General features: G+C 61.8%; 4 protein-coding genes. 3 read left to right on the top strand and 1 reads right to left on the bottom strand.

What is annotated here, in order from left to right; translation table 11 throughout:
* Positions 1-232: 232 nt before the first annotated feature.
* Positions 233-1,909: a nif-specific transcriptional activator NifA gene (nifA, locus tag CWS72_RS27120; protein WP_101253796.1), complete on the bottom strand. Its 1,677-nt coding sequence runs from the start codon at positions 1,907-1,909 to the stop codon at positions 233-235.
* Positions 1,910-2,351: 442 nt separating this feature from the next.
* On the opposite strand from nifA, the gene CWS72_RS27125 reads away from it, so the two are divergent.
* From CWS72_RS27125 to mobB, 3 genes are all read left to right on the top strand, one after another.
* Entirely contained in the window at positions 2,352-3,794 is a 1,443-nt protein-coding gene (locus tag CWS72_RS27125; protein ID WP_101253797.1) for an SDR family oxidoreductase, read from the top strand.
* 148 nt (positions 3,795-3,942) lie between these two features.
* On the top strand, positions 3,943-4,503 hold the full coding sequence (locus CWS72_RS27130; protein ID WP_101253798.1) for a class I SAM-dependent methyltransferase: 561 nt from the start codon (positions 3,943-3,945) through the stop codon (positions 4,501-4,503).
* Between the two features lie 33 nt (positions 4,504-4,536).
* Positions 4,537-5,037 (top strand): molybdopterin-guanine dinucleotide biosynthesis protein B, encoded by a 501-nt coding sequence (gene mobB, locus CWS72_RS27135; RefSeq protein ID WP_101253799.1) that lies wholly within the window; start codon positions 4,537-4,539, stop codon positions 5,035-5,037.
* Positions 5,038-5,391: the final 354 nt, after the last annotated feature.

A 5,391-nucleotide genomic window follows, 5' to 3' on the forward strand; every position in this document is an offset into this window, starting at 1 on the left:
GACGGGCACGACGAGGGCTTGATGCGTCATAGCAATATCCTTCTGAGGCTTTGAACACCCGAAGGATATCAATCCTTCCTAATGTCCGCCGCCTCATAGGATCTCCGTGCCGGTGATCCGCCGGAAGGCGGACCGTTTCCGGCTCACGCCGGAACACCGGCAGGGACGCCGGTGCCACCAACAATCAGTCTCTTCTTAAACTCGATGATTTCGCGACAGGTCCCGGTGGCTCTCAAAGCTTGCGCAGCTCGATATTGTGCTTGCGCAGCGCATAGCCGATTTGCCGGGAGGTCAGGCCCAGCAGGCGGGCCGCCTTGGCCTGGACCCAGCCGCATTTGTCCATGGCGTCGATCAGCCGCTCGCGTTCGTTCATGTCGCCGCCGCCCAAGGACCCCGCCGGGGCGAAGGCTTCCCCCGGAGGTTGCATCGGCGCGGCGGATGGCGGTGGGCCGGCGATGCCATTGCCATGCCCCGGCCCATTCGCCGGGGACTGCGCGGCGGCTTCGTTGTCGTTGCGTTTGTTCCAAAGAACCGACGATAGGCAGGTATCGCTGCGACAGGAGAGATTCATCTCTTCAATGGTGTCGCCCTGCGTCATGGTGGCGGTCCGATAGACGCAGTTTTCCAGTTCGCGGACGTTACCCGGGAAATAACATCGCTGTAAAACGGTCAATGCCTGTTCGGAAAAGCGGGTTTTTCTTCCGTTCTCCTCATTGAAGCGTTTCAGAAAGTACATGGCCAGCAAGGGGATGTCGCCGGGCCGCTCACGCAAGGGGGGCAGGAAAATGGGGACGACATTGAGGCGGTAGTAAAGGTCGGCGCGGAACTCGTTCTTGGAAACGGCGGCTTCCAGATCGCGGTTGGTGGCGGCGACCAGCCGCACATCGACTTTCAATGTCTTCGAGCCGCCCACGCGTTCGAATTCGCCCTCCTGCAGGACGCGCAGCAGCTTTGCCTGGAAACTGGCGGAAATCTCGCCGATCTCGTCGAGGAACAGCGTGCCCTCGTGAGCCAGTTCGAAGCGTCCCTTGCGTTCGCCGATGGCACCGGTGAAAGCGCCCTTTTCATGGCCGAACAGCTCCGATTCCAGCATGGTTTCGGAAAGGGTGGCACAGTTCAGCTTGATCAGGGGCTTTTGCGATCTGGGCGAGAGCATGTGGACGGCGCGGGCGACCAGTTCCTTGCCGGTTCCGCTTTCGCCGCGCAGCAGCACCGTCGCCTTGGTCGGCGCCGCCTGCTGCACCTGGGCGAAGACACGTGCCATCGGTTCGGAATTGGCGACGATGTCCTCAAGCCCCTTGATCGGCTGGGACGGCTTGATTTCCGCCATCTGCTTGGCCAGGCGCGCGTTATGCTGCATCAGTCGCGCGCGGTCGGCCGCCACCTTGCGATGCAGGCTGACCGTCTGGCCGATCAGGGTCGCCACCATGGTCAGGAAACGCAGATCATGTTCGAACACATAGCGGCCGTTGGGATTCCACGACCGTTCCACCGACAGGGCTCCGAACGGGCGTCCCGAGCCCTTGATCGGCACGCAGAAAAACGAAATGTCCTCCTCCTCGACGACCTCGCTGACCGCGACATAGTCGGCCAGAAGGGGATCTTCCGAGGCTTCCGGGACCACCATCGGAATGCTGGTGGAGATCACCTTCTCGACGGCGTCCATGGGATATTTCAGGGCGCCCGAGCGCGCCATCGGCAGGGACATGCCGGAAACCGCCGCCAGCGCCGCCTTGCCTTCCTCGTCGCAAAGAACGACGGCGCCATGGCGCATTTGCAGGAACGAGGAGAGGACGTTGAGAACGTCGTGCAACGCCTGTTCAAGATCGAGCGTCGCTCCCAGAATCTTGCTGATTTCATAAATGCCGATCAGAGGAAGGGCACTGTCATGAGCGGGTTCACGAAGCATGGGGGAACTGCCTCACCATCTCCAATTTGCACGGATCCAGACGGCCGCACTTCCCGTCACTGCTGTTTTTTCGGCACACCCCGGACGCTGGATGCATTTTGTCATAAGAATAAAGTGTGGCGTCCGCTCTGTCATCCGACCTGACGCCATTGGAACTCCTCTAGTCCGTGGTGTCCTCTTTTCAACTTAACCTCAGAGTATGCCCATTTCCAGGGCAGTTATTTTGTTTGCCGAAAAATAATGCAAATCCGTCCGCCTCGGGCTTCCTCCGCTAAAGCTTCGGGGCGCGCTAATGGCGCCAACGCGGCCAAAATAACTTTTGTAAGAACAACTCGCGCGCGTTCACCCGATTGCCCCGCGCTTCCTCGCCGAATGGCTTGACCTTGGTGGAGAATGTGCAACGCTCGGGTTCACTCGCTTTAAGCGAGGGGAGGCGCGGGTGATGAAGGCAGTCGTTTTCGGGGCCACGGGATATGTGGGGACCAATCTGGTGCCGGCCTTGCAGGCCGCGGGTCACCAGGTGACGGCGGTCGGGAGGCGCCGGGAGGCGCTGGAGGCCCGGGGCTGGACCGATGTCGCCTGTCTCAAGGCCGACGCCCTGCAGCCGGAAAGTTTGCCCGACGTGTTAGCCGGTGCGGACGTGGCCTATTATCTGGTGCATTCCATGGCGGAAGGCGACCAATTCCCCGAACTGGATCGCCGGGCCGCCGTCAATTTCCGCGAGGCCGCCGGCAAGGCGGGCCTCAAGCGCATTGTTTATCTGGGAGCGCTGCAGCCCGCCGAGGGGGCTTCGATTCATCTCGCCTCGCGTCGTGAAACCGGTGAAATTCTGCGGGAGGGGCCCGTTCCCGTGACGGAATTGCGGGCGGGAATCATCATCGGTCCGGGCTCGGCCGCTTTCGAGGTGATCCGCGATCTGGTCTTCCATCTGCCGGCGATGGTGACGCCCCGCTGGGTAAGTTCGCTCAGTCAGCCCATCGCGTTGGACGACATCGAGACTTATCTGGTGCGCCTGCCCGGCATCGACGCGGCGGCGGGGGCCATTTTGGAGGCCGGTGGCCCCCAGGTCCTTTCTTATGCCGACATGATGCGGGTCTTCGGCGAACTGGTCGGGCGGCATCCGCGCATTCTGCCCGTGCCGCTGCTCTCGCCGCATCTGTCCTCCCTGTGGTTGTCTCTCGTCACATCGGTGCCGGCCAATGTGGCGCGGGCCCTGATCGGTGGATTGGAACATGATCTGGTGGTCGCCGACGCAAAGCTGTCGGATTTGATCCCATTGCCGCTCAAACCTTATCGCGAGGCCGTGGAGGCGGCGCTGGAGGCCGAACGGAGCGCGGACGAGCGCCCGCGCTGGGTCGAAGGATCGATGTTGCATCGCCAGAACCGGCCCGATTTCGGGTTTTACGCCAAGCATCTGCGGGCCGAGGGGAAAACCCGGGCCTCGGCGGAGGCATTGTGGGGCCAGGTGGGCAGCATCGGCGGCGACAACGGATATTATTTTCTGGACGTCCTTTGGCAGATGCGGGGCTTCTTCGATCTGCTGGTCGGTGGCGTCGGCATGCGCCGCGGGCGTCCCGCCGGCGGAGATCTGGCCGTCGGCGACGCTCTCGACTTTTGGCGCGTCATCGGGGTGGAGAAGAACAAGCGGCTTACTCTTCTGGCCGAAATGCGCATCCCCGGTTCGGCCACTTTCGAGCTGGAAATCCAGCCTCTGGCCGAAGGAGAGCGGATGATCAGCGTGACGGCCCATTTCCATCCGGCCGGCGTGGCGGGTATAACCTATTGGAATGCCTTGCTGCCGATCCACAAAGTGCTTTTCCGTGGCTTGATCCGTGAAATCATCCGCCGCGCCGAACAGGACGAAGCGGACCTGCGGGGGCATTAGGGCTTGTCGCGAAACAAAACCTTAAGATTCCATACGACGCCTGCGCTCCGCTACGGCGGGCGAGAGGCGCCGCTCGGGCTTAAGGGCCTGTTGATTCGATGATTTATCAACACGCCCTAAGAGGAAAAAGACCAAGGGGATTTTCACCATGCCGCCGTTCAATCCGCGCTGTCAGAACAGCGATCCGTCACCATGGATCAGCCGTTTCGCGTCCCTGGTGCCGTCGGGCGCCCGCGTGCTCGATCTTGCCTGCGGCGGAGGACGGCATGGACGCTTTTTCCTTGAAAGGGGGGCGCGGGTAACCTTGCTCGACCAGGATGTCTCCTCGGTCGCCGATCTGGCCGGCGTGGCGGAGGTCATCGAGGCCGATCTGGAAGTCGGCTTGCCTTGGCCATTGGCCGGGCGGGATTTCGATGCCGTCGTCGTGGTGAATTACCTGTATCGGCCGTTGATGAGCCGGTTGGTCGAGTCCGTGGCGCCGGGCGGACTTTTCCTTTACGAAACCTACGCCAGGGGGAACGAGCGTTACGATCGGCCGCGCAATCCCGATCATCTGTTGTCGCCCGGCGAACTTCTGGGGGCGGCGAGCGGACGGTTGCAGGTGCTCTCCTACGAGGCCGGAATCGAGACGCGCAAGACCGAGGGACCGAAGGTCATCCAACGGATCTGCGCCACGCGTGTCGAGGAGCCGGTTGCGCTGTGTCGTTGATGTGCCGCGAGGAACGAGTGGAAGGCTGACGTGATGCGGGTGTTTGGGCTGGCCGGCTGGAGCGGCGCGGGAAAGACCACTTTGATGATCGAACTGGTGCGGCGAATCGTCTTGCGAGGCATTCGTGTTTCGACCATCAAGCATGCCCATCACGCTTTCGATATCGACCGTCCCGGCAAGGATTCCCACCGTCATCGTGAGGCCGGCGCGACCGAGGTGATGGTTACCTCGGGGGCCCGCTGGGCCTTGATGCACGAAATCCGGGGCGAGGGCGAACCGTCTCTCGACGCGTTGCTGGCCCATATGACCCCTGTCGATCTGTTGCTGATCGAGGGGTTCAAATCCGAAGACTACGATAAGTTGGAAGTTCATCGTCCGGAACTCGGCAAGCCGATGCTCTGGCCCGACACTTCCCGAATCGTGGCGGTGGCGAGCGACGTGCCCCTGGGCGATCTGCCCTTGCCGCGCTTCGATCTCGCCGATCCCGACGCCATCGTCCGGTTCATCCTGGAGAGGACCGGCCTTTCTCGGTGACGCCGATGTGGCGGCTATTCCCGTCCCATAGTTGATTCGTCGCAAGGCGGGTCCCCCCCTGCCGCGCCCCCTTTTCGGGCGGAAATGCCGGACGTAGCGTTGAAAACCTTGTCAGTGCGTTTTTCCCGTCATAATATCCATGAAAAATATAAGGTTTTTAAAGGGGCGTTCCCGGTCGGGCTGGGCATGCCCGCGCGCGGTTTGGAATCAACGGAAAAAGCCTTTCAGGCACAGGATAAAGGAACGTTTGCATGGACCGAGATCGCATCCGGATGCCCTCGCTGGCAGCGAAGATCGTACCGGCCGAGACGGCGGCGGAATTGATCAAAGACGGCATGACCATCGGCATGTCGG

The organism is Telmatospirillum siberiense, assembly GCF_002845745.1.
Lineage (GTDB): Bacteria > Pseudomonadota > Alphaproteobacteria > Rhodospirillales > Magnetospirillaceae > Telmatospirillum > Telmatospirillum siberiense.